Consider the following 21,563-nt stretch of genomic DNA (forward strand, 5'->3'; position numbering starts at 1 on the left):
TGACCTGATCCTGGTCGTCCGGCGCCACCAGTTGCGGCGGGCTCCAGAAGGCGGTTTCGCGCAGGCCGCCGCTTTCACCTTCCGGCAGCAGGCCCGGCGACCAGTGGGTCGCACCGGCAATCCGATGAAATGGCGCTACCGCCCCGCCATTGACGACAAAAATCTTGCCGCCGGCGAAACGAATATCTTCGGGACTGGCCTGCAATTGTTCGGCGGCAATCGCGGCGAGGCGATCGCGGATCTTCAGCGCGGCCTTGTAGACGGCACCGGCCACGGCGCCGGCGAAGCGGCTGGAATAGTTGCCCGAGGCAATCGACCAGGCGTCCTTCTGGGTATCGAGCTCGACGTTGACCACGATGGACTCCAGCGCAACCCCAAGCACTTCGGCGACGACCTGAGCGACGGTGGTTTGATGGCCCTGCCCTTGCGGTGCCGAGGACACGTGCACACTGACGTCACCCAATGGTCCGACGTTGATGGTGGCGGTGGCGACAGCGCCGTTTTTCGGACCGGCCTTGCGCCGCTCTTCGGGTGTCATCGCGGTGGTGATGTAGCCCATGTTGGAAATCGACGGTTCGATGACCGCGGCATAACCAATGCCATAGATCCGGCCTTCGGCACGCGCCTGATCACGACGTTTGAGCAACTCGTCGAGACCGCCATCAGCCGCCGCCAAGGCAATGCCTGCCTGGTAATTGCCGGAATCGAGCAACGCACCGGCCGCCGCACGATAAGGGAAGGCATCGGCCGGCACCAGGTTGCGGCGGATCACGTCCAACGGATCAAGCTTCAACTGCACGGCGATGTGTTGCAGCAGCCGTTCAAGGGCGAAATACACCTGCGGGCCACCGAAACCACGGTTCAGGCCGGACGGGTTTTGTTGGTCAGCACCACCCGGTTGCGCACTTGCAAATTGCGGATCGCGTAGGCACCCGTCAGGTTGCCGTGCATGCGGTAGAAAGTCGCCGGTTCCGGCGCTCTCAGGTAGGCACCACAATCGTCGATCTGGTCATAACGCAACGCGGTGATGCGGCCATCGGCTTCTACCGCCGCTTCAATTTCGGTGACCCGATTGGTCGCCGAAGAAGCCCCCTGAAGATGTTCCAGACGGTCCTCGACCCACTTCACCGGTGCACCGACCTTGCGTGACGCCAGGCCCATCATCACCACGTAAGGGAAAACCCCTTGCTTGATGCCAAAGCTGCCGCCGGAATCTTTCGGTGTGCGCAAACGCAAGCGGTTGCCGGGCACATTCAGTGCCCGGGCCATGACCGTGTGCAACGCATAGGGTCCCTGGAAATTGGCCAGCACGTCATAAATGCCGGTGGCGCGCTCGTACTGAGCCAGCACCACATAGCATTCAATGGGTGTGCAGGAACTGCGCGGAAACTTCACTTTGAGCGAGACCTTGTGCGGCGCCTGCTCGAAGGCCTGCTCCGGCTCGCCATATCGAAAGTGCCGTTCGTTGACCACGTTGCTGCCAACGGCTTCGTGCAGGATCGGCGCCTGTTCGGCGGTGGCCAGTTCGGGATCGATGATCGGGGGTAGCGGTTCGTATTCAACGCGCACACCTTCGATGGCGTCCTCGGCCAGATAGCGGCTCTCAGCGATCACCACGGCCACCGGCTCTCCAACGTAGCGCACCTTGTCGACGGCGACGCACCAGTGCTCCATCGGCTGACGCACACCCACCGGGAACGGCAGCGCCCAGCGTTTGACGTCTTCGCCGACCAGCACGCCGTGCACGCCTTTCATCAGTAGCGCTCTGGAAAAGTCCACCGAGGTGATCTGCGCATGAGCGTGGGGTGAACGGATGATCGCCGCATGCAACGTACCCGGCGGGATCGCAGCGTCATCGGCATAGCAGCCGAGGCCGCGCAACAATGCGGCGTCCTCGACACGGGTATGACGGGCGCCGATGTGGCCGGTCTGGCTTTCGGTAGCAGGTTGGAAACTAGTCATTTTTTTCGCGGCTCTTGTTGTTATGCAGCGCGATAGCGTTAGAGCCGAGTGTGTGAGAAAGGCGCAGGGAGCGCCTTGCCTGGGGAGAGGGAGTTCTGCGCTGGGGTCTGAAAATTTGCCTTAGCGTCTGATTTTCAGGACTGGGACCAGACAGCGTTGCCGATCAGGGATGAGACGCGGGATTGCCCTAGGCCCGTTCGCCGACGTTAGCTGCATACAACGCTTGCTCAATTAATGACCAGCTGTTGCAAGCCATGTATTCCGCATTGCCTGTGACATTATCCACAGATATACCCCCGCCTTTTGTGGATAGCTTTGACGCGTATACGCGCACCTAAGAAGAGCAGAGGCACTATGCGGCCTGCGCGGCTCCCAATGGTTATTCGATCCCGATATCGCCAAGAAGAACTACTGACCCGCGGGAAGGCTCCGTCAGCCTGACGAGTACAAATTGATGGGCAACCTGTCGATGGCTCTTAAGCGAAGAGCTCCTTAGATACCAAAAGCGCCAAGAAAGGGCGACAACGTCGCCCTAAAGACCGTGCTAGAGAGCACCAAATCTGGCTTCAGCCCAAAACGGAAGCGGTGAGGAATCCACCGAAAGCCAGCCGATTAGTGGGGGTAAAATCGACCGAAAATAAAAAGGGGTCGCAAGATAAAATCTCGCAACCCCTTGAATTATATGGTCGGGACGGAGTGATTCGAACACTCGACCCCTAGCACCCCATGCTAGTGCGCTACCGGACTGCGCTACGCCCCGACTAGGCGTGTAACCTGTTCCTCACCTCGAGGAACGCTCAAGAATATATCGCAAGCTTTTGAAAACTGGAAGTATTTAAAAGCAGAAATTTATTTCTTGAGGACAACCAGCACATCTTCGAGCTCGGCAATCATCTGCCGGATCATCTGTTTGTACTGGGTGGTGTCGTCTTTGGCTTCATCGCCGGACAGGCGCAGGCGTGCGCCGCCGATGGTGAAACCCTGATCGTACAACAGCGCGCGGATCTGCCGGATCATCAGCACGTCCTGGCGCTGATAATACCGGCGGTTTCCGCGGCGTTTGACGGGGTTGAGTTGAGGAAACTCCTGCTCCCAGTAGCGCAGCACGTGTGGTTTTACCGCACACAGCTCGCTGACTTCACCAATGGTGAAGTAGCGTTTGCCTGGGATGACGGGAAGTTCGTCGTTATGACTTGGTTCCAGCATAAGCCTCAACTCGGGCCTTCAACTTCTGCCCTGGACGAAAGGTGACCACACGGCGAGCCGTGATCGGGATTTCTTCCCCCGTTTTCGGGTTGCGGCCAGGCCGCTGGCGTTTGTCCCGAAGGTCGAAATTGCCGAAACCGGACAATTTGACCTGCTCGTTGTCTTCAAGAGCGTGCCTGATTTCCTCGAAAAACAGCTCTACCAATTCCTTGGCTTCCCGCTTGTTCAGGCCCAGCTCTTCATACAGACGTTCCGCCATCTCAGCTTTCGTCAAAGCCCCCATACGTCACTTCCTTAACGTGGCGTCCAACCTTTGTTCGAGCGAGGTGAGGATGTTTTGCGTCGTAGAATTCACCTCATCGTCATTAAGAGTGCGCGATGGATGCTGCCAGGTCAAGCCAACTGCGAGGCTTTTTCTATCAGGATCAATGCCTTTACCCTGATACACGTCAAATAGCCTGAGGTCTGTCAGCCATTCGCCTGCATTTTCACGGATTACGTCGAGTACTGCCGCGGCAGCGACGTCTTTGTGCGCAATCAGTGCAAGGTCACGACGCACTTCAGGAAAGCGCGACAACTCTTGGAATTTAGGCATTTTGCCCGAGGCCACTTCCGCCAGGACCAGCTCGAAAACGAAGACTGGACGATCCAGGCCCAAGGTTTTCGACAACTCTGGGTGGATGGCGCCAACGAAACCGACCAGACGACCTTCGCGCTCGATGCGCGCGGTTTGACCCGGGTGCAACGCAGGGTGTTTACCCGGCACGAAACTGAAGGCATCCAGAGCACCGGCAAAGCCCAACACCGCTTCCACGTCAGCCTTGACGTCGAAGAAGTCGACCGTATCGCGACCCTGCGCCCAGCCTTCCGGCAGACGGCTGCCGCACACGACACCGGCGAGCATCGGCTCTTGCTTGAGCCCTTCGAGCTGGCCGACGAAACGCAGGCCGCTCTCGAACAGACGAACGCGATCCTGCTGGCGGTTCAGGTTGTGCGACAGCGCCTTGACCAGGCCTGGCCACAAGGACGAGCGCATGGCGGCCATGTCGTTCGAGATCGGGTTGGCCAGTAGCAGCGGCTCGACACCTGGATTGAACAGCTCGAACTGTTTCGGATCGATGAAGCTGTAGGTGATCGCTTCCTGGTAACCACGGGCGACCAGCAGACGGCGCAGCTCAGGCAGGTCACTACGGGCTTCGGCCTTGGCTTGCGGTGCCAGGCGCGCCTGCGGGTAACGAACCGGCAGGCGGTTGTAGCCGTACAGGCGAGCCAGTTCTTCGATCAGGTCGACTTCCAGGCTGATATCGAAACGATGGCTTGGCACTTCTACGCGCCACTGCCCTGCCCCATCGGCAGTAACGGTCAGGCCCAAGGCGTTGAGCAGACGCTCGACTTCGGCCGGATCCATTTCCATGCCCAGCATCTGGGTGATGCGCTGGGCACGCAGGGTGACTGGGGCAATCTTCGGCAGATGCTGTTCGCTGACGGTTTCGATGATCGGGCCGGCTTCGCCACCGGTGATTTCCAGCAGCAGGCCAGTGGCGCGCTCCATGGCTTCACGGGCCAGCTGCCAGTCCACACCGCGTTCGTAGCGGTGCGATGCGTCGGTGTGCAGGCCATAGGAACGGGCCTTGCCAGCGACAGCGATCTGATCGAAGAACGCGCTTTCCAGGAAGATATCGCGAGTGGTCGCGGTGTTCACGCCACTGTGCTCGCCGCCCATGACGCCGGCGATTGCCAGGGCACGGGTGTGGTCGGCGATGACCAGCGTATCGCTACGCAGGCTGACTTCCTGGCCGTCGAGCAGAACCAGTTTCTCGCCTTCCTCGGCCATGCGCACGCGGATGCCGCCATTGATTTCGGCGAGATCGAAGGCGTGCAGCGGTTGACCCAGCTCCAGCATCACGTAGTTGGTGATATCGACGGCGGCGTCGATGCTGCGCACGTCGGCACGGCGCAGGCGCTCGACCATCCACAGCGGAGTTGCCTTGGACAGGTCGACGTTACGGATCACGCGACCCAGGTAACGCGGGCAGGCGTCAGGGGCCAGCACTTCCACCGAACGCACTTCATCGTGCACAGCCGCGACAGTGGCGACTACCGGACGAGTGACCGGCGTGGCATACAGCGCGCCGACTTCGCGGGCCAGGCCGGCCAGGGACAGGCAGTCACCACGGTTCGGCGTCAGGTCGACTTCGATGCTGGCATCGTCCAGGCCCAGGTATTCACGAATGTCCTGGCCTACCGGCGCATCGGCCGGCAGTTCCATCAGGCCGTCGTTGCCCTCGCCCACTTGCAGCTCGGCTTGCGAGCACAGCATGCCGTTGGATTCGACGCCACGCAGCTTGGCTTTCTTGATCTTGAAGTCGCCCGGCAGTTCGGCACCGAGGGTGGCGAACGGGATCTTCAGGCCCGGGCGCACGTTTGGCGCGCCGCAAACCACCTGGAAGGTCTGCGAGCCATTGCTGACCTGGCAAACGCGCAGCTTGTCGGCGTCCGGGTGCTGCTCGGTGCTCAGCACCTCGCCAACGATCACACCGGTGAATTCGCCGGCGGCCGGCGTCACGCTATCGACCTCAAGACCGGCCATCGACAGACGGGCAACCAGCTCGTCGCGACTTACCTGCGGGCTTACCCAGCCACGCAGCCATTGTTCACTGAATTTCATCCTGCTCTCCTAAGAATTCGTTACGACTAGCGAAATTGCGCGAGGAACCGCAAGTCGTTGTCGAAGAACAGACGCAAGTCGTTCACGCCGTAACGCAGCATGGCCAGACGCTCGACGCCCATGCCGAAGGCGAAGCCCGAAAATTCTTCCGGATCGATCCCGGACATGCGCAGCACGTTCGGGTGAACCATGCCGCAGCCCATCACTTCCAGCCAGCCGGTCTGCTTGCAGACGCGGCAGCCTTTACCGCTGCACATCACGCATTCCATGTCGACTTCGGCCGACGGCTCGGTGAACGGGAAGTAGGAAGGACGGAAACGCACGGCCAGTTCTTTCTCGAAGAACACCCGCAGGAATTCTTCGATGGTGCCTTTGAGGTCGGCGAAATTGATGTCGCGATCGACCAGCAGGCCTTCGACCTGGTGGAACATCGGCGAGTGGGTGATATCCGAGTCGCTACGGTACACACGGCCTGGGCAGACGATGCGGATCGGTGGCTGTTTCGACTCCATGGTGCGGACCTGTACCGGCGAGGTATGGGTGCGCAGCAACATGTTGGCATTGAAATAGAAGGTGTCATGCATCGACCGGGCCGGGTGATGGCCAGGGATGTTGAGCGCTTCGAAGTTGTGGTAGTCGTCTTCGACCTCAGGGCCCTCGGCAATGCCGTAGCCAATATGGGTGAAGAACTGTTCGATACGTTCCAGAGTGCGAGTAACCGGATGCAGACCACCCGAGGCCTGGCCACGGCCAGGCAGGGTCACGTCAATGGACTCGGCAGACAGTTTGGCGGCCATGTCGGCCTCTTCAAACAGTGCCTTGCGGGCATTGAGGACCTCTGTGACACGCTCCTTGGCAACGTTGATCAGGGCGCCGACTTGCGGACGCTCTTCTGCCGGCAAATTCCCCAGGGTCTTCATCACCTGAGTCAACTCGCCCTTCTTGCCAAGGTAGTGAACCCGGATTTGCTCCAGGGCATTGATATCTTCAGCGCTTTGCACAGCCTCTAGTGCTTGAGAGACGAGCGCATCCAGGTTTTCCATGTACAGACTCCAGATACAAAATAGGGGAAGAGCTTGAAGGCTCTTCCCCTATTTATGACGTTTAACACCTGGCCCCACAGAGGTGAGGCCCGGTGACTGTCGGGGGTACTTAAGCCAAGGTGGCTTTAGCTTTCTCGACAATCGCAGCAAACGCCGCTTTTTCGTTCACTGCCAGATCAGCCAGAACCTTACGGTCGATCTCGATGGACGCTTTTTTCAGGCCGGCGATGAAACGGCTGTAGGACAGACCGTTGATACGAGCACCAGCGTTGATACGAGCGATCCACAGAGCGCGGAACTGACGTTTTTTCTGACGACGGTCACGGTAGGCGTATTGGCCTGCCTTGATTACCGCTTGCTTGGCAACACGGAATACGCGGGAGCGTGCGCCGTAGTAGCCTTTAGCAAGTTTCAGAATTTTTTTGTGACGCTTACGGGCAATGACGCCACGCTTTACACGAGCCATGAGTTACTTCCTCTATTCTTGACTAAAATTAACGAAGGCGCAGCATGCGCTCGACTTTTGCCACGTCAGACGGATGCAGCAAGCTGCTACCGCGCAGTTGACGCTTACGCTTGGTCGACATTTTGGTCAGGATGTGGCTCTTGAAAGCGTGCTTGTGCTTGATACCGTTAGCAGTTTTCAGAAACCGCTTAGCAGCACCACTTTTGGTCTTCATTTTTGGCATGTTCGGATACTCCGCATTCAGTTGATAAACATAATCAGAAGGCCTGCCGTGCCCTGTTGATTACTTCTTCTTTTTCGGGGCGATGACCATGATCAGCTGGCGTCCTTCCATCTTAGGATGCTGTTCGACCGAACCGTACTCCAGCAAGTCACCTTCAACTCGCTTGAGCAGTTCCATCCCCAGCTCCTGGTGGGCCATCTCACGGCCGCGGAATCGCAAGGATACCTTGGCCCTGTCCCCATCACTCAGGAAACGTACCAGGTTGCGCAGTTTTACCTGGTAATCCCCTTCCTCCGTCCCTGGACGAAACTTGATTTCTTTAACCTGAATCTGCTTCTGGTTTTTCTTGGCCGCAGCAATCTGCTTCTTCTTCTCGAAGATCGATTTGCCGTAGTCCATCAGTTTGCAAACAGGTGGTACTGCATCGGCGGAAATCTCCACCAGATCCAGCTTGGCCTCTTCAGCCTTAAGAAGCGCGTCTTCAATTGACACAATCCCGAGCTGTTCACCTTCAGCCCCAATTAACCGAACCTCGCGTGCCGAGATATTCTCGTTGATCGGGGCTTTCGGTGCAGTTCGTTTATCTTGTCTCATTTCACGCTTAATAATAATTACTCCGAATCTTGGCGACCACGCCGGGAAACCGCTTGCGCGAGGAACTCAGCGAACTGGGCGACGGGCATAGAGCCCAGGTCAGCACCTTCACGAGTACGCACAGCGACAGTCTGCATCTCGACTTCCCGATCTCCGATAACCAAGAGATAGGGAACCTTGAGCAAGGTATGCTCGCGGATTTTAAAGCCGATCTTTTCATTTCTCAAGTCAGACTTGGCACGAAACCCGCTTTCGTTGAGAGTTTTTTCCACTTCAGCGGCAAAATCTGCCTGCTTATCAGTGATATTCATGATCACTGCCTGGGTCGGAGCAAGCCACGCAGGGAATGCTCCCTCGTAGTGCTCGATCAGGATTCCAACGAAACGTTCGAAGGAGCCCAGGATCGCCCGATGCAACATCACCGGATGCTTGCGGCTGTTGTCTTCGGAGACGAATTCGGCACCCAGACGCACAGGCAGGTTAAAATCGAGCTGCAGAGTACCACACTGCCAGACACGGCCAAGGCAATCTTTTAGCGAGAATTCGATCTTCGGACCGTAGAACGCTCCCTCACCCGGCTGCAGATCATACGGCAGGCCAGCACTATCAAGGGCTGCAGCCAAGGCCGCTTCGGCGCGATCCCACAGCTCGTCGGAACCCACGCGTTTTTCCGGACGAGTGGACAGCTTCATCTCGACATCTTTAAAGCCGAAATCGGCGTAGACATCCATGGTCAGCTTGATGAACGCAGCGGATTCAGCCTGCATCTGCTCTTCGGTGCAGAAGATGTGGGCGTCGTCCTGGGTGAATGCGCGCACGCGCATGATGCCGTGCAGCGCACCCGATGGCTCGTTACGGTGGCAGGCACCGAATTCGGCCAGGCGCATCGGCAGCTCGCGGTAGCTTTTCAGGCCCTGATTGAACACTTGCACGTGGCAAGGGCAGTTCATCGGCTTGATGGCGTAGTCGCGGTTTTCCGACTGGGTGGTGAACATGTTGTCGGCGTAGTTGGCCCAGTGCCCGGATTTCTCCCACAGGCTGCGGTCAACGACCTGGGGCGTCTTGATCTCCAGGTAGCCGTTGTCGCGCTGCACCTTGCGCATGTACTGCTCGAGCACCTGGTACAAGGTCCAGCCGTTCGGGTGCCAGAACACCATGCCCGGCGACTCTTCCTGGGTGTGGAACAGGCCCAGGCGCTTGCCGATCTTGCGGTGATCGCGCTTTTCAGCTTCTTCGATGCGCTGGATGTAGGCGGCCAACTGCTTCTTGTCGGCCCACGCGGTGCCGTAGACGCGCTGCAATTGCTCGTTCTTGGCATCGCCACGCCAGTAGGCGCCGGACAACTTGGTCAGTTTGAAGGATTTCAGGAAACGCGTGTTCGGCACGTGCGGACCGCGGCACATGTCGACGTATTCTTCGTGATAGTACAGGCCCATGGCCTGCTCGTTCGGCATGTCCTCGACCAGGCGCAGCTTGTAGTCTTCGCCGCGAGCCTTGAACACTTCGATCACTTCGGCGCGCGGAGTGACTTTCTTGATCACGTCGTAATCTTTTTCGATCAGCTGCTGCATGCGCTGTTCGATGGCGGCCAGGTCGTCCGGGGTGAAAGGACGCTCGAAGGCGATGTCGTAATAGAAGCCTTCGTCGATAACCGGACCAATGACCATCTTGGCCGTCGGGTACAGTTGCTTGACCGCATGACCGACCAGGTGGGCGCAAGAGTGGCGAATGATCTCCAGCCCCTCTTCATCCTTTGGCGTGATGATTTGCAGCGTGGCGTCGCTGCTGATGATGTCGCTGGCGTCGACCAGCTTGCCATCGACCTTGCCCGCTACCGTGGCCTTGGCCAGGCCGGCACCAATGGATGCGGCGACCTCGGCTACGGAAACCGGGTGATCGAATGAACGTTGACTGCCGTCGGGAAGAGTAATAGTTGGCATGGCGCCTCCTCTCCTAGTGGTGACCCCTACCAAAGGTCACGTGGGTTGGGATGAGCCAGTACAAGATCCGATCCAGGCCATTCAATGACGAACGCCTGCCTTACAGCGGCAGGAGCCTTGCGGCCAACCGGAAAATCGAACCAGAGTGACTGGGATTCAAATCAGGGTTATTCGGGCATCTGCCGCGGCCGGGACTGAAGGTCGACCGGCGCCTGCGAACGCCCGAGCGAGGCATGCTAGCACAGATGAACGGTCATGGCGGCGTCGAGGCCTTGCGTCGAGGCGAAACTGCGGTTTTTGTGCCAGAGTGCTGAACTTGAACCGCGTTTTACCCCTCAGATAACAAGACATTCCCCCATAAGGAGCATCCCGGCATGCGTCTGAATCGTTTATTCGCTGTAGTCGCACCCATCGTCCTGCTGCTTCCGCTGGCCGCCCACGCCGACTGGCCGAAGGGTGAGCGCGAGAAGTACATGGCCCAGTGCACCCAGGCCGCCACGCCACAGATCGGCGCCGCAGCGGCAAAATCCCACTGCGCCTGCGGCGCCGACGCTATCAAGTCGTACCCGGCCAAGGACCTGCAGGCACTGATGGACAACCAGGCCAGCGACACACTGAAACAAGAGGCCTTGGGCAAGATAGCCAAGTGCAAGGCCGCCCCTGCGGCGAAAAAATAAGCCTGAAAACGTGCTGTAAAAGCGTTTTCTGCCGGTGAAAACCCTCGGGGAAACGCTTTTTCCTACAAATTGTGCAGGTTTTACAGGTTTTTTTCTCACCTTTACTTTGGGCTAAAAGCCTTTAAATACGGGGCTTTCAGCCCAATCAGCGAACAAAGAATGTGCGACTGTAGGGCAAACAACCGCTGTGGGGGGCTCCCAAAGCGAACATTTCGACTATGATACTCGGGTGTGCCCAGTTGGCCTGAGCAGCACAGTACTACTGAAAATATATGTTTCTTGGAGATACACCATGTCTAATCGCCAAACCGGCACCGTTAAATGGTTCAACGATGAAAAAGGCTTCGGCTTCATCACTCCTCAAGGTGGCGGTGACGACCTGTTCGTACACTTCAAAGCTATCGAAAGCGACGGTTTCAAAAGCCTGAAAGAAGGCCAGACTGTTTCCTTCGTGGCTGAGAAAGGCCAAAAGGGTATGCAAGCTGCTCAAGTTCGCCCAGAGTAATTTCCAGGCGCACTAAAAAAACCCCGTCCATGTGACGGGGTTTTTTGTGGGCGCTATAAAGCGTGTTCGATCAGCCGCAGTTGACGCGGGTGACGACACGATTGGCATCGGTGTTGAGGTTCAGGCGGTCCGAGCGGTACTCCAGCGTCACCATGTCGTTTGGCTGCAGGAATCGCGCATTCTGCGCGCCTGCACGGGTGCGCGCCTGCTCCAGCAACTGGGGCGACGCCTGCTTACCGATGGCGAATTCGGCCGCCTTGGCCTCGCAGCGGCTATGACCAGACTCAGTGGTAGTGGCCGGGTCAGTCGGCTCGGTGGTTCCCGTGCTGCAACCGACCAGCATGGCAGCAGCCAGCACAGTACCCAATGACGCGAGCTTCCAAGGCATGACGCCTCCTTATTCGATGATTTAGCTGAATTCTTGCGACCGTCATTTCGGCGTTTGGTTTCACGGGGAGCCAGGCACCCCGCCCTTCACAACGGACAAACGGCAAGTTTGCCTGAGCAACGCCCTGCCCTTCATCATTCAATCGTGACTGAATATGAACGGCACTCAATAAACGTCAATGTAGTCAAAGGCCGGTTTTGGCCAGTTATCCTTCAACGCATTGTAGATTTGCATGACCCAGACTTCGTCACTGGCCGCCACCCGCCCGACATAGCCAGACCCTTTCGCCCAGGTTTCCAGGCGAAACAGCAAGCCGTCAATCTCGCTGCCACCCACGACACCCGAAGAAATATAGGCGATGCCGCCCTTGGTCACGCGCAATTGCGTGTGCTCATCGTCGCTGGCTGCGGCTAACATCTGGCGCACCGCTTCAAGGGTCAAGCCATCGGGAGTGTTCAAATCGATCTGCACAGCACAATCCTGGATTAGCCATCAAAGACCAAGTGTCGCATAGCCCTGCGCCCATGCCTAAGTCGCAGTGCCAAAAGCATCGCAAAGTGATTAACTCGACACTCACCATTCCCCCTGACTCCCGAGCCTTGTCATGACCACCGTGAGCATCGAAGCCGACATCAAGATCAAATGGCCAGACGGCCATATTTCCTACAGCCCGGGTAGCCCGGAAGAGCTGGCCATTATCGGCATCGACCTGCTGGTCAAGGATCTGGGCACCGAAGCGGCACGCTCTTTCATCGACCAGATCTTCGAAAAACACTCGCGCACCGGGCATTCGCGGTGAGAGAACGCCTTTGGGCGTTTTCGCGGATGCACTCGCTACCCTGTAGGAGCGAGCATGCTCGCGATGGTCGTCAACGATAACGTTGGCTGCCTGGATGAGCGCGTTGTCTGAACGTTCATCGCGAGCATGCTCGCTCCTACAGGCGCGCCAGGCGCTCGGTCAACAGATCGAAGAAGCCTTGGGCGTCACCGCTGTCAACCCAGAAGGCGTTCTTCGGCGCGTTGAGACTGTCATACCAGTCGACGATGGTCTGGCCAAACGTCGGACCTTCGCGGCTGTCGGCCACCACGTTGACCGAACGGCCACTGAACAGCGCCGGCTTAAGCAGGTAAGCGATGACCGTGGCGTCATGCACCGGGCCACCGGGAATGCCATAGCGCGCCATATCACCGCCAATACACGCTTGCAGGATATCGCCCACCAGCTTGCCGGCCTTGTTGTTCAACGCCGCTATCTGCTCGAGGCGCGCTTCACTGGTAAGAATCTTGTGGGTCACGTCCAGCGGCAGGTAGACCAGGTCTGCGCCACTCTTGAGCACCACCTCGGCCGCGTGCGGATCGGCAAACAGGTTGAATTCGGCCACCGGCGAGATGTTACCGCCGTTGAAGTGCGCACCGCCCATGACCACCACCTGCTTGATGCCCTGGACAATCTGCGGCTCGCGCAGCAGCGCCAGGGCAAGGTTGGTCTGCGGCCCCAGCATGGCGATGGTCATGCTATGGGGCCTGGCGGCCAGTAACGTGTCGATCAGGAAGTCGATCGCATTGCCCTCGGCCAGCCCCCTCTTCGGCTCATGGACCGCAACACCCGGCAAACCTTCCTCGCCGTGGACGTGCTCGGCATAGACAGGCTTGCGCACCAGCGGCTTGGATGCCCCGGCATACACCGGCACGTGCTCACACCCGGCCCACTCGAGGGCAAGCCGTGCATTGCGCGAGGTTTTGTCCAGGCGTACGTTGCCGGCGACGGTGGTCAATGCGCGCACGTTCAGTTCTTGCGGCGACGCCAGGGCAAACAGCAAGGCAATCACGTCGTCGGCACCGGGATCGGTATCGATAATCAAGTCGATCGGTTGTGCCGACTGGGAGCCGGTGGTGTTACTCATCAGAACGTTACCCCGGCCACCAGCACGATATTGCAGTAAGGCTGGCATTCTCCGGTGCGCACAATCGCCCGCGCCTGTTGAGTGAGAGCCTTGAATCGCTCATGGCTGAGCAGTTCGCGCCGTCCCAGCGCACCCTCGACCTCCAGTGCGTCCAGGGTCGCCAGTGCCGACGGCCGTTTCTCGAGGATTTCTTGCGCCAGCACATGGCTTTCGACCTGCATTTCGCTGAGCACGACTTTCAGGGTAGTGACGAAATCCGGAATGCCCTGGGTCAAGGCCAGGTCGATCAGTTCGACGCCTGGCGGTACGGGCAGACCCGCATCGCCGATCACCACCTTGTCGCCATGGCCCAGGGAAGCTATCAGCCGCGACAGCGCGACATTGAGTAGAGGGGTCTTTTTCATGGTGTTTTAAACGCCTGCACATCGGCCAGGGTGGGAATCGAGGGTTGCGCGCCAGCCCGGGTGACCGACAATGCGGCGGCGACCTGGCCGAAACGTATCGCTTGCGCTTCGCTCATCCCGGCCACCAACGCCGCGGCGAAGCCACCAACGAAGGTATCGCCGGCCGCCGTGGTGTCGAGCGCCTTCACGCTCGGCGCCGGGAAATGTTCGAAGCCTTTGCCATCGGCAAACAACGACCCCTGGGCGCCGAGGGTGATGATGACCTTGCCGGCGCCCATGTCGATCAGTCGAGTAGCCGCGATCTGCGCCGTTTGCAGAGAGTCCACCGGCAAGCCGCTGAGCGCTGCTGCTTCACTCTCGTTGGGAATCAGGTAGTCGATGGACGCATACCACTCCTGCGGCAGCGGTCGACTGGCCGGCGCAGGGTTGAGGATAACGGTCTTGCCCAGCTCACGACCGCGCTTGAGCGCATGGCCAACCGTTGCGTCCGGTATTTCCAGCTGACAGATGATCACATCCGCCTCCTGCAGCGCCGCATCGAAACAGCCGAGCACCGCTGGCGTCAGCGCGCCGTTGGCCCCGGCGACAATCACGATGGCGTTCTGGCTGTTGTCGTCGACCACGATCAAGGCCACGCCACTGGTACCTTCCACGGCGCTGACCGCCCGACAATCGATGCCCTCGTCCAGCAACGCCTGTCGCAATACCTGGCCGTAGGCATCGGTGCCCACGCAGCCCACCATCGACACCTGCGCACCGAGGCGCGCAGCCGCCACGGCCTGGTTCGCCCCCTTGCCGCCACAGACCGTCGCAAACGACTGGCCGATCAGTGTTTCTCCACCACGGGGCAAGCGCGACGCCCGAGTCACCAGGTCCATGTTCAAGCTGCCGACTACCACTACTTTTGCTGACATACATTACTACTCATCAAGACTGTTCCAGCGCTGCTCGGGATTTAGCGATGCTTTTCATTTAACGATACTGTGCGAACACCCCGGCCAACGGCGCGGTCGATTCGCGCAAGACGATGCTGGGGGTCACGATGCGTTGTTCGGTTGCCAGGTCCGGCTTGGCAATCCGGCGCAGCAGCACCCCGGCCGCCATTTCGCCCAGTTGCAGGATCGACTGGCCCACGGTGGTCAGTGCCGGATAGACATAGCGGCTCATCTGGATGTCGTCGAAGCCGATGACGGAAAGGTCCGTCGGCACGCGGATATTGCGCTCGGCGGCGGCACGCAGCACACCGATACCGATCATGTCGTTGGCGGCAAAGATCGCGCTGGGCGGATTGTTTTCCAGAAGCACAGCGGCGGCGCTGTAGCCACCGGTGCTGGTGAAATCGCTTTCGAGCATGCGCCCGCGCGCAACACGGATACCCGCCTCTTCAAGGGCCCGGCAAAAGCCGGCCAAGCGCATCTGCGCCACGCTGGTGGTTGCAGGGCCGCTGATGGTGGCGATATCCCGATGCCCCAACTCCAGCAGATGCCGCGTGGCCAGGTAGGCGCCGTACTCGTGATCGATGCGCACAAGGTCCGCGTCGACGCCTTCGAGCCCTCGGTCGACGATCACCATCGGCGTGCGCACGGCCGCCAGGCCCTGGGCCAACCCGCCGTCACCACCGGCCGAGGCGACGATCAGGCCGTCGATGCGTTTCTCCAGCAATACTCGCAGGTAACTACGCTGCTTGTCCGGGTTATCGTCCGAATTGCACAGGATCACACAGTAGCCATTACGCTCACAGTAGTCCTCGATACCCCTCGCCAGCTCGGCGAAATACGGGTTGAGGCTGTTGGGCACCAGCAGGCCGATGGTTGCCGTGGTCTTGGCCTTGAGGGACCGGGCGACGGCGCTGGGCACATAATCGAGGGTCTTGATTGCGGCCTCGACCTTGACCCGTACTTCTTCACTCACCGGCCGGGTCTTGTTCACCACATGGGAAACCGTGGTGTAGGAAATCCCCGCCAGTGCTGCTACATCCTTGATCGTTGCCATGACTCAGGTCCGCCGGCTTGCGCGCTGACTGCGATAAGTATCCAGCACTACCGCCACCACGATCACGGCGCCAGTGATGATGCGTTTGGTCGGCTCGGTGGCGCCGATCTGCGCCAGGCCGGCCGCCAATACCGAAATGATCAGCACGCCGAAGAAGGTGCTGATGACCGAGCCGCGCCCACCCATCAGACTGGTGCCGCCAATCACCACGGCAGCGATCACTTGCAACTCCAACCCGGAGCCGGCATTGGGGTCCGCCGCTTCCAGGCGAGAAATCTGGAACAGCGCGGCAATACCGGCCAGCAACCCCATCAGGCTGAACACCAGGATCTTGTAGGGCTTGGGGTTGATCCCCGCCAGGCGCACCGCCTCTTCGTTGGTGCCGATGCCGATCAGGTAGCGCCCGAATACGGTACGGGTCAACACGGCCTGGGCGATGAAAATGATCAGCAAGGCGATGATGAACGAGGGCGAAATTCCGAAGGCGATCGGATTGGACAGCCAGGCAAAGGCGTCGCCGATGTAGGCCGTGCGCGAACCGGTCATCTGGTACGCCACGCCGCGGGCCATTTCCAGCACACCCAGGGACACGATGAACGAGGGAATGCGCCAGGCCACGGTGATCGAACCGGTGACGGTCCCCGCCAGCGCGGCAGCCGCCATGCCGAGCAAAGCCGCTGGCAGCACGCTCCAGCCCCAACCGAGAATCGCCACGCTGACCGTCGACGCGGCCAGCGCCAGCACCGAACCCACCGACAGGTCGATACCGCCGATGATCAGCACGAAGGTCATACCGACCGCCAGGACCATCAAGTCCGGAATCTGGTTGGCCAGGGTGCTGAAAGTGTTGTAGGAGAGGAAATGGCTGCTCAGGACCGAGAACAGCACGACCATGGCCAGCAAGGCGCCGGCCAGCCCCAGGTAAGTGCCCAGCCCATAGAAATTGCCGCTGCGTGGGCCGGCCGAAGATACGGTTTTCATTGAAGATCCCTAGGCGCCGCTTCGTTGAGCAGCGCATCACGTTTTTGGTAGCCGGCGAACGCGGCGGCAAGCAAATCATCCTGGGTCCAGCTGTCGCGCTCGAAGGTGTCGATCAGACGCCCCGCCGAGAGCACACCGATGCGGTCGCAGATCAACATCAATTCGCGCAGGTCGCTGGACACCACCACCAAGGCCTTGCCCTGGCGGGTCAACTCGCCGAGCAGCGCGTAAATGTCGAACTTGGCGCCGACATCGATGCCCCGGGTCGGCTCGTCAAACAGCAGCACCGAGCAATCACGCTCCAGCCAGCGACCGATGACTACCTTCTGCTGGTTGCCCCCGGACAACTCGGACACCAACTGCGCCGGTCCGGAACTGCGAATGCGCATGGCGTCGATCTGCCGTTGGGCCAGCCCCGCTTCAGCGCCAGGATTGACCAGGCCACCGCTGGAAATAACCGGCATGTTACCCAGCGCAATGTTCGCGCCGATCGATTGCGTCAGCAGCAGGCCCTCGCCCTTGCGGTCTTCGGTGATCAGGGCAATGCCATGACTAACCGCGTCCACCGGCGAACGGATGCTCACGACTCGGGCGGGTGAGCCCAGCGCCACCGTGCCGCTGTCCGCGGTATCAGCCCCGAAAATCAAGCGCAGCAACTCGGTGCGCCCTGCCCCGATCAATCCGGAAATACCGAAGATCTCGCCAGCCCGCACTTCGAAGGACACGTCACGCACCTTGTCGGCACGACTCAGCCCCTTGACCGTCAATGCCGCAGCACCGATGTCACGTGACCCCATGTCGATGTGTTCGCCCAGTTCGCGCCCGACCATCAGCGTGACCAGTTGCTCACTGTTGTAGTTGGCCATCGGCTCGACACACACCAGGTGGCCGTCACGCAGGACCGCAATGCGCTGGGCCACCCGCGCAAGCTCTTCGAGGCGATGGGAGATATAGATGATCGACACGCCACGGGCCTGCAGGCGCGTGATCTGCTCGAAGAGCATTTCGACTTCACGGGCGGTGAGCATCGCGGTCGGCTCATCGAGGATCAGCACGTGGCAATCACCGATCAGGTTGCGCGCGATCTCGACCATCTGCTGATGACCAATGCCCAGCTCGCCCACCGGGGTGTCCGGGTCGATAGCGTCGAGCCCGACCTGAGCCATGGCCTCGATCGCAGCCAGGCGCAGTTGCTTGCGATTGATCCAGCCAGCAGTGCTGGGCAGCTTGTGCAGAAACAGGTTTTCCGCCACCGACAGGGTCGGCAACAGATTGAGCTCCTGCATGACCATGCGGATCCCCAGCTCTTCGGCCTGGGTGCGGCTGCCCGGGCGGTAATCGCGCCCCTGAAACTGCATCTGGCCAGTAGTCGGCGTGACCAGCCCGCCGATAATCTTCGACAGCGTACTTTTGCCGGCGCCATTCTCGCCGGTCAGTGCCAGCACCTCGCCGCGCATGAGCGTGAGGTTGATGCCGGCCAGGACCGGCTGCGCGTAAGTCTTGCCAATGTCGCTGACCGAGAGGACAGCGTGCGGGGCGCTAACAGACATAAGACTCTCCATGCGCTCGCAGGGATGGCGAGCGCCATTGCGTCGCCGGAAATTTACTGTGTAACCAGCTCTACCGGAGTTTCGATCACGCCGTTGGCGCCGCTGTCGACTTTCTCGCCCTTGATGATCTTCAACGCGGTCTCGATGCCGAACACCGCCTGCTTGGCGGCAAACTGATCGGCGGTGGCCAGGACGCGGCCATCCTTGAGCATCGGCTTGATGGCATTGATGTTGTCGTAACCGACCACCTGGACCTGGCCAGCCTTGCCCGCGGCACGCACGGCAGACACCACGCCCACCGCCATGCTGTCGTTGCCGGCGAGCAGGGCCTTGATGTTCGGGTATTCGCTGAGCATCGAGGACGCCACCTGGTTGCCCTTGTTGATTTCCCAGTCGCCCGATTGCACGGACACGACCTTGATCTGCGCCGCCTCCATCGCATCCTTGAAGCCTGCGGTGCGGGCCTGGGCATTGGTGGTGGTGGACACCCCCTCGATGATGCCTACTTCGTCACCGGCCTTGAGCTTCTTGGCCAGGTACTCACCCACCAGGCGCGCGCCCTTTCGGTTATCCGGGCCTACGAACGGCACACTGATGTTCTTGCTCTTGACCACGGCCGGGTCGAGCTGGTTGTCGATGTTGATCACGGTAATGCCGGCGTCGACGGCTTTTTTGATCACCGGCACCATGGCCTTGGAATCAGCGGGCGCGATCACCAGCGCATTGACCCTCGACACGATCATTTGCTCGACGATGCGGATCTGGTTGGCCGTATCCGTTTCGTCCTTGATGCCGTTGGAGATGAGCTCGAACTCGTCGGAGTGATCTTTCTGATACGCCTTGGCGCCGTCTTCCATGGTCAGGAAGAATTCGTTGGCCAGGGACTTCATCACCAGCGCGACTTTTGGCTTTTCAGGCGTTTGGGCGAACGCCGAAGAAACAGGCAGCGTGGCGGTTGCGCCAGCCAGTATTGCGACAGCAAGAAGACGTCCAGCGAATGGCAGCTTCATGGGTTCACTCCGATCTTATGATTATTGTGAGCAACGTCGGGGCGGCATATAGAGATGTCGCAAACGTTTGCGAACCATGACTATGCGAATCTTGCCGGAATTTGTCAACGGCCGTCATACCCCGTCCGCAGGTTGCGCGTATAGCCACCAGCACACAAGGTCACGCCGTAGTGCTGACAATACTGCCGGAACCAGTCAACTCTTTTGCCAGGCTGGCGGCCACCTGCATCAATGCCGACAACGTATCAGCAATCTGTGACTGGAGCGCCATCACGGCCACGGCCTTGGCCTCTTCAGACTGAAAACACGCGGCCTGGGCAGCCGCCAGTTGTTGCTGTTGCTCACGCAGTTGCTCTTGCAGTTCCTGCATGCGCTTGAGCAGCAATTGCGCCGCAACGCTTTGCTGGCTGCCAGCGCCTTCGGCGTCTTCACTCGCCTGCGCGCCCTGCTCCATTCGGACAGGCTTTTCATCCTGCACGGGCTCACCGGACTGCTGCACCGATGCCGTGTCACTCAAGGTGTCGACGGCAGCCGCTGATTTCCCGCCGATATTAACAACCGCTGAATGTGGCAAACCGACCGTCAACGACATGTGAACTCCCTGTAGATGATTCTTCACTGAAACATCGACCTGCCGACCGGTTTCTTTAACGCCGATATTTAAAGGGGAATCGAAATCCTTTTCGGAAAGCCGAATGAAAAATCCACGCACAGTCGGAAAGCCGGACAACACAGGAAGGTCGCCGCTCAACAACTCGTTTAAATTGACAAACAAATCAATAGGTTAGGATTTTTTTTTGATTCCAGTTGTAACTGGTACGGGACGTGCTCTTTCTTCAGCACCCCACGGGTTCAGATCCGTTTGGGGGCGCATCTAGATGAACCTGCATCAGCACCGTCACTACAAGAGAGAAAAATAATGACATCTGCTTTGAAAAACCTTATTCCGGGCACATTGGCCCTCTTGCTGCTCGTGCCCGCCGCCCTTCAGGCAAAAGAAGTCGAAACCCAACAGAAACTGGCGAATGTCGTGGTCCTGGCGACCGGCGGCACCATCGCCGGTGCAGGCGCCAGCGCCGCCAACAGCGCCACCTATCAAGCAGCGAAAGTCGGCATCGAGCAATTGATTGCCGCGGTACCGCAGCTCAGCGAACTGGCCAATGTCCGCGGCGAACAGGTCATGCAGATCGCCTCCGAAAGCATCACCAACGACAACCTGTTGCAACTGGGCCGTCGTGTTGCCGAATTGGCGGACAGCAAGGACGTCGATGGCATCGTGATCACCCACGGCACCGACACCCTGGAAGAAACCGCCTATTTCCTCAACCTGGTGGAAAAAACCGACAAGCCCATCATTGTCGTGGGCTCCATGCGCCCGGGTACCGCAATGTCCGCCGACGGCATGCTGAACCTGTACAACGCCGTCGCCGTGGCCAGCAGCAAGGACGCGCGTGGCAAGGGCGTGCTGGTGACCATGAACGACGAAATCCAGTCGGGTCGCGATGTCAGCAAAATGATCAACATCAAGACCGAAGCGTTTAAAAGCGCCTGGGGCCCCCTCGGGATGGTGGTCGAAGGCAAATCCTACTGGTTCCGCCTCCCGTCCAAGCGCCACACCATGGACTCGGAATTCGACATCAAGAACATCCAGAGCTTGCCTGACGTCGAAATTGCCTACTCCTACGGTAACGTCGGCGACACCGCCTACAAGGCACTGGCCCAGTCGGGTGCCAAGGCCATCATCCATGCCGGCACCGGCAATGGCTCGGTCTCTTCCCGGGTCGTGCCTGCCTTGCAAGCCCTGCGCAAGGACGGCGTGCAGATCATCCGCTCTTCCCACGTCAATGCCGGTGGGTTTGTCCTGCGTAACGCCGAACAGCCTGACGACAAATATGACTGGGTGGTGGCGCATGACCTGAACCCGCAGAAAGCCCGAATCCTGGCGATGGTCGCGCTGACCAAGACCAATGACAGCAAAGAGCTGCAACGGATGTTCTGGGAATATTGATTCGCCCCTCGCCCGACCGACTCCGGTCGGGCATCTCTCATC

The 21,563-nt window shown here is 59.5% G+C and carries 22 protein-coding genes, 1 tRNA gene and 1 pseudogene; 4 read left to right on the plus strand and 20 right to left on the minus strand.

Translation table 11 applies throughout. From position 1 onward, the window contains the following. The 10 genes and pseudogenes from PSUM_RS32520 to thrS all read right to left on the minus strand — a co-directional run. Nucleotides 1-1,962: pseudogene (locus PSUM_RS32520) on the minus strand (xanthine dehydrogenase family protein molybdopterin-binding subunit); the annotation flags it as partial. 683 nt (nt 1,963-2,645) lie between these two features. Next, nucleotides 2,646-2,722: transfer RNA gene (locus PSUM_RS30125), tRNA-Pro, on the minus strand. 89 nt (nt 2,723-2,811) lie between these two features. Next, the gene (locus PSUM_RS30130) at nt 2,812-3,168 is read right to left on the minus strand and encodes a MerR family transcriptional regulator (protein WP_003179985.1); all 357 of its coding nucleotides are present in this window, start codon (nt 3,166-3,168) and stop codon (nt 2,812-2,814) included. After that, the gene (ihfA, locus tag PSUM_RS30135) at nt 3,149-3,451 is read right to left on the minus strand and encodes an integration host factor subunit alpha (RefSeq protein WP_002553164.1); all 303 of its coding nucleotides are present in this window, start codon (nt 3,449-3,451) and stop codon (nt 3,149-3,151) included. Before ihfA ends, PSUM_RS30130 begins: the two co-directional genes overlap by 20 nt. Before the next feature lie 3 nt (nt 3,452-3,454). Beyond that, nucleotides 3,455-5,836: a phenylalanine--tRNA ligase subunit beta gene (gene pheT / locus PSUM_RS30140; RefSeq protein WP_083348731.1), complete on the minus strand. Its 2,382-nt coding sequence runs from the start codon at nt 5,834-5,836 to the stop codon at nt 3,455-3,457. 26 nt (nt 5,837-5,862) lie between these two features. Further along, the gene (pheS, locus tag PSUM_RS30145; RefSeq protein WP_020799067.1) at nt 5,863-6,879 is read right to left on the minus strand and encodes a phenylalanine--tRNA ligase subunit alpha; all 1,017 of its coding nucleotides are present in this window, start codon (nt 6,877-6,879) and stop codon (nt 5,863-5,865) included. Between the two features lie 109 nt (nt 6,880-6,988). Next, nucleotides 6,989-7,345, minus strand: coding sequence for a 50S ribosomal protein L20 (gene rplT, locus PSUM_RS30150; protein WP_007905879.1), 357 nt, complete (start codon nt 7,343-7,345; stop codon nt 6,989-6,991). Between the two features lie 28 nt (nt 7,346-7,373). Continuing rightward, the gene (gene rpmI, locus PSUM_RS30155; protein WP_002553160.1) at nt 7,374-7,568 is read right to left on the minus strand and encodes a 50S ribosomal protein L35; all 195 of its coding nucleotides are present in this window, start codon (nt 7,566-7,568) and stop codon (nt 7,374-7,376) included. 60 nt (nt 7,569-7,628) lie between these two features. After that, nucleotides 7,629-8,180 (minus strand): translation initiation factor IF-3, encoded by a 552-nt coding sequence (gene infC, locus PSUM_RS30160; RefSeq protein WP_172435703.1) that lies wholly within the window; start codon nt 8,178-8,180, stop codon nt 7,629-7,631. Next, nucleotides 8,180-10,102, minus strand: a complete 1,923-nt coding sequence (gene thrS / locus PSUM_RS30165) for a threonine--tRNA ligase (RefSeq protein WP_008066670.1) — start codon at nt 10,100-10,102, stop codon at nt 8,180-8,182. Before thrS ends, infC begins: the two co-directional genes overlap by 1 nt. Before the next feature lie 374 nt (nt 10,103-10,476). Here thrS and PSUM_RS30170 point away from each other — a divergent pair, with 374 nt between their 5' ends. Together PSUM_RS30170 and PSUM_RS30175 are read left to right on the plus strand one after the other, a co-directional pair. Beyond that, a complete protein-coding gene (locus PSUM_RS30170) occupies nt 10,477-10,779 on the plus strand; it encodes a hypothetical protein (RefSeq protein WP_020799069.1) in 303 nt (100 codons plus the stop codon). A 292-nt stretch (nt 10,780-11,071) separates the two neighbouring features. Then, nucleotides 11,072-11,284 carry a cold-shock protein gene (locus PSUM_RS30175; protein WP_003179963.1) on the plus strand — a complete coding sequence of 71 codons (213 nt, stop codon included), beginning with the start codon at nt 11,072-11,074 and terminating at the stop codon, nt 11,282-11,284. A gap of 70 nt (nt 11,285-11,354) precedes the next feature. On the opposite strand, the gene PSUM_RS30180 is transcribed toward PSUM_RS30175, so the two are convergent. Continuing rightward, nucleotides 11,355-11,672 carry an I78 family peptidase inhibitor gene (locus tag PSUM_RS30180; protein ID WP_020799070.1) on the minus strand — a complete coding sequence of 106 codons (318 nt, stop codon included), beginning with the start codon at nt 11,670-11,672 and terminating at the stop codon, nt 11,355-11,357. Nucleotides 11,673-11,837: 165 nt separating this feature from the next. Further along, nucleotides 11,838-12,143, minus strand: a complete 306-nt coding sequence (locus tag PSUM_RS30185; RefSeq protein WP_083348730.1) for a hypothetical protein — start codon at nt 12,141-12,143, stop codon at nt 11,838-11,840. A gap of 133 nt (nt 12,144-12,276) precedes the next feature. Between PSUM_RS30185 and PSUM_RS30190 the strand changes: the two genes are divergently transcribed. Then, a complete protein-coding gene (locus tag PSUM_RS30190) occupies nt 12,277-12,471 on the plus strand; it encodes a hypothetical protein (RefSeq protein WP_083348729.1) in 195 nt (64 codons plus the stop codon). 136 nt (nt 12,472-12,607) lie between these two features. Here PSUM_RS30190 and PSUM_RS30195 read toward each other — a convergent pair whose 3' ends face one another. The 8 genes from PSUM_RS30195 to PSUM_RS30230 all read right to left on the minus strand — a co-directional run bounded on the left by PSUM_RS30195 (nt 12,608) and on the right by PSUM_RS30230 (nt 20,105). After that, nucleotides 12,608-13,576, minus strand: a complete 969-nt coding sequence (locus PSUM_RS30195; protein ID WP_225441898.1) for a nucleoside hydrolase — start codon at nt 13,574-13,576, stop codon at nt 12,608-12,610. Further along, a complete protein-coding gene (gene rbsD / locus PSUM_RS30200; RefSeq protein ID WP_020799074.1) occupies nt 13,576-13,980 on the minus strand; it encodes a D-ribose pyranase in 405 nt (134 codons plus the stop codon). Before rbsD ends, PSUM_RS30195 begins: the two co-directional genes overlap by 1 nt. Beyond that, a complete protein-coding gene (gene rbsK, locus PSUM_RS30205; RefSeq protein WP_020799075.1) occupies nt 13,977-14,894 on the minus strand; it encodes a ribokinase in 918 nt (305 codons plus the stop codon). The genes rbsD and rbsK overlap by 4 nt, the downstream gene beginning before the upstream one ends. Nucleotides 14,895-14,952: 58 nt before the next feature. Then, the gene (locus tag PSUM_RS30210) at nt 14,953-15,972 is read right to left on the minus strand and encodes a LacI family DNA-binding transcriptional regulator (protein WP_033040065.1); all 1,020 of its coding nucleotides are present in this window, start codon (nt 15,970-15,972) and stop codon (nt 14,953-14,955) included. 3 nt (nt 15,973-15,975) lie between these two features. Next, a complete protein-coding gene (locus tag PSUM_RS30215) occupies nt 15,976-16,953 on the minus strand; it encodes an ABC transporter permease (protein ID WP_020799077.1) in 978 nt (325 codons plus the stop codon). Beyond that, complete coding sequence (locus PSUM_RS30220) at nt 16,950-18,503, minus strand: sugar ABC transporter ATP-binding protein (protein ID WP_083348727.1); 1,554 nt, start codon at nt 18,501-18,503, stop codon at nt 16,950-16,952. The genes PSUM_RS30215 and PSUM_RS30220 overlap by 4 nt, the downstream gene beginning before the upstream one ends. A 53-nt stretch (nt 18,504-18,556) precedes the next feature. Continuing rightward, nucleotides 18,557-19,513, minus strand: a complete 957-nt coding sequence (locus PSUM_RS30225) for a sugar ABC transporter substrate-binding protein (protein ID WP_020799079.1) — start codon at nt 19,511-19,513, stop codon at nt 18,557-18,559. A 160-nt stretch (nt 19,514-19,673) separates the two neighbouring features. Further along, nucleotides 19,674-20,105 (minus strand): hypothetical protein, encoded by a 432-nt coding sequence (locus PSUM_RS30230; protein ID WP_083348726.1) that lies wholly within the window; start codon nt 20,103-20,105, stop codon nt 19,674-19,676. 327 nt (nt 20,106-20,432) lie between these two features. Between PSUM_RS30230 and PSUM_RS30235 the strand changes: the two genes are divergently transcribed. Beyond that, nucleotides 20,433-21,521: an asparaginase gene (locus PSUM_RS30235; protein ID WP_020799081.1), complete on the plus strand. Its 1,089-nt coding sequence runs from the start codon at nt 20,433-20,435 to the stop codon at nt 21,519-21,521. The last annotated feature ends 42 nt before the right edge of the window (nt 21,522-21,563 follow it).

It is taken from the genome of Pseudomonas umsongensis (genome assembly GCF_002236105.1).
GTDB lineage: Bacteria > Pseudomonadota > Gammaproteobacteria > Pseudomonadales > Pseudomonadaceae > Aquipseudomonas > Aquipseudomonas umsongensis.

Bases quoted from the DNA above. Each gene is read 5' to 3' on its own strand.
- PSUM_RS30130 (WP_003179985.1), bottom strand. From the start codon at position 3,168: ATGCTGGAACCAAGTCATAACGACGAACTTCCCGTCATCCCAGGCAAA.
- ihfA (WP_002553164.1), bottom strand. From the start codon at position 3,451: ATGGGGGCTTTGACGAAAGCTGAGATGGCGGAACGTCTGTATGAAGAG.
- pheT (WP_083348731.1), bottom strand. From the start codon at position 5,836: ATGAAATTCAGTGAACAATGGCTGCGTGGCTGGGTAAGCCCGCAGGTA.
- pheS (WP_020799067.1), bottom strand. From the start codon at position 6,879: ATGGAAAACCTGGATGCGCTCGTCTCTCAAGCACTAGAGGCTGTGCAA.
- rplT (WP_007905879.1), bottom strand. From the start codon at position 7,345: ATGGCTCGTGTAAAGCGTGGCGTCATTGCCCGTAAGCGTCACAAAAAA.
- rpmI (WP_002553160.1), bottom strand. From the start codon at position 7,568: ATGCCAAAAATGAAGACCAAAAGTGGTGCTGCTAAGCGGTTTCTGAAA.
- thrS (WP_008066670.1), bottom strand. From the start codon at position 10,102: ATGCCAACTATTACTCTTCCCGACGGCAGTCAACGTTCATTCGATCAC.
- PSUM_RS30170 (WP_020799069.1), top strand. From the start codon at position 10,477: ATGCGTCTGAATCGTTTATTCGCTGTAGTCGCACCCATCGTCCTGCTG.
- PSUM_RS30175 (WP_003179963.1), top strand. From the start codon at position 11,072: ATGTCTAATCGCCAAACCGGCACCGTTAAATGGTTCAACGATGAAAAA.
- PSUM_RS30180 (WP_020799070.1), bottom strand. From the start codon at position 11,672: ATGCCTTGGAAGCTCGCGTCATTGGGTACTGTGCTGGCTGCTGCCATG.
- PSUM_RS30190 (WP_083348729.1), top strand. From the start codon at position 12,277: ATGACCACCGTGAGCATCGAAGCCGACATCAAGATCAAATGGCCAGAC.
- PSUM_RS30195 (WP_225441898.1), bottom strand. From the start codon at position 13,576: ATGAGTAACACCACCGGCTCCCAGTCGGCACAACCGATCGACTTGATT.
- rbsD (WP_020799074.1), bottom strand. From the start codon at position 13,980: ATGAAAAAGACCCCTCTACTCAATGTCGCGCTGTCGCGGCTGATAGCT.
- rbsK (WP_020799075.1), bottom strand. From the start codon at position 14,894: ATGTCAGCAAAAGTAGTGGTAGTCGGCAGCTTGAACATGGACCTGGTG.
- PSUM_RS30210 (WP_033040065.1), bottom strand. From the start codon at position 15,972: ATGGCAACGATCAAGGATGTAGCAGCACTGGCGGGGATTTCCTACACC.
- PSUM_RS30215 (WP_020799077.1), bottom strand. From the start codon at position 16,953: ATGAAAACCGTATCTTCGGCCGGCCCACGCAGCGGCAATTTCTATGGG.
- PSUM_RS30220 (WP_083348727.1), bottom strand. From the start codon at position 18,503: ATGTCTGTTAGCGCCCCGCACGCTGTCCTCTCGGTCAGCGACATTGGC.
- PSUM_RS30225 (WP_020799079.1), bottom strand. From the start codon at position 19,513: ATGAAGCTGCCATTCGCTGGACGTCTTCTTGCTGTCGCAATACTGGCT.
- PSUM_RS30230 (WP_083348726.1), bottom strand. From the start codon at position 20,105: ATGTCGTTGACGGTCGGTTTGCCACATTCAGCGGTTGTTAATATCGGC.
- PSUM_RS30235 (WP_020799081.1), top strand. From the start codon at position 20,433: ATGACATCTGCTTTGAAAAACCTTATTCCGGGCACATTGGCCCTCTTG.